The organism is Dolichospermum sp. UHCC 0260, assembly GCF_009711985.1.
GTDB lineage: Bacteria > Cyanobacteriota > Cyanobacteriia > Cyanobacteriales > Nostocaceae > Dolichospermum > Dolichospermum lemmermannii.
In genome coordinates, this window is sequence record NZ_VIKZ01000025.1 from 13,225 (window position 1) to 14,182 (window position 958).

Sequence of the window (958 nt, forward strand, 5' to 3'; positions counted from 1 at the left end):
TGACTACTGACCAATTAGTTCTTGATCATTCCATTCCAAAGTATCACCAATGCTTTCTCCATTATGGTAAGCAGCCAGTAATACTTCGCAGGTTTTACCATAGGATATCGCACCAGTGGCATCAAGAGCGATCGCTCCAAAATCCCGATTATTCCTCTTAGCTTCCGTAAATGATCGCTGCATAGCCTCCTGTAGTGACATTCCATCAGTAACGCGCACCACAACCTTAGCTGCTAAACACTCATCAATAATATCTTCCCCAATGCCCGTACAACTAACTGCTGCATGACTAGTTGCATAATTACCCGCTGGCATCGCCGAATCACTGACTCGCCCAATGCGTTCAAAGCCTTTACCACCTGTGGAAGTACCAGCAGCTAATTTACCATAGCCATCTAAAGCCACAACACCAATAGTCCCCCTACCAGCACTTTCCGCCATTTCTGGTTCTGCTACTACCCCAGCCATGGTTCTTTTAAAGTTATCCTGACGTTCTAGAGTCCACTCTTTCAAGCGCAAATCAGTTAGAGCATTATAACTAGGAAGTTGCAACTCCCGCGCCAACTCAGCCGCACCGTAATCAGACAAAACCCGATCATCAGCATCTTGTAAAAACAGCGCCATTTCAATCGGATTCTTCACCCGTGACACATTAATCACACCACTGAACCTCCCAGTCGTTCCATCCATCATGGAAGCACTCATGCGGATTTGTCCATCAGATTGCAGTACAGAACCAGTACCAGCATTAAACCGGGGTTGATCTTCCAACATCTGACAACCGCGAACTACTGCTTGAGCCGCAGTTGCACCCGTCAGCAAAAGAGCATAGACTTCCTCAACAATCTGAGAAAGAGAATTGCGGACTGCGATTAATCCCCCCTTACCTTGGAGAGAACTACCAGCACCACCATGAATAATTAATTTAGGTTGTATTTGTAATGTCATGTTATTTTGT

Annotated in this window: 1 protein-coding gene; it reads right to left on the reverse strand. The window is 45.6% G+C overall.

The features are described from left to right. Positions 1 to 3: 3 nt before the first annotated feature. Entirely contained in the window at positions 4 to 948 is a 945-nt protein-coding gene (locus FJR08_RS11635; RefSeq protein WP_015080581.1) for an isoaspartyl peptidase/L-asparaginase, read from the reverse strand. Between the last annotated feature and the right edge of the window lie 10 nt (positions 949 to 958).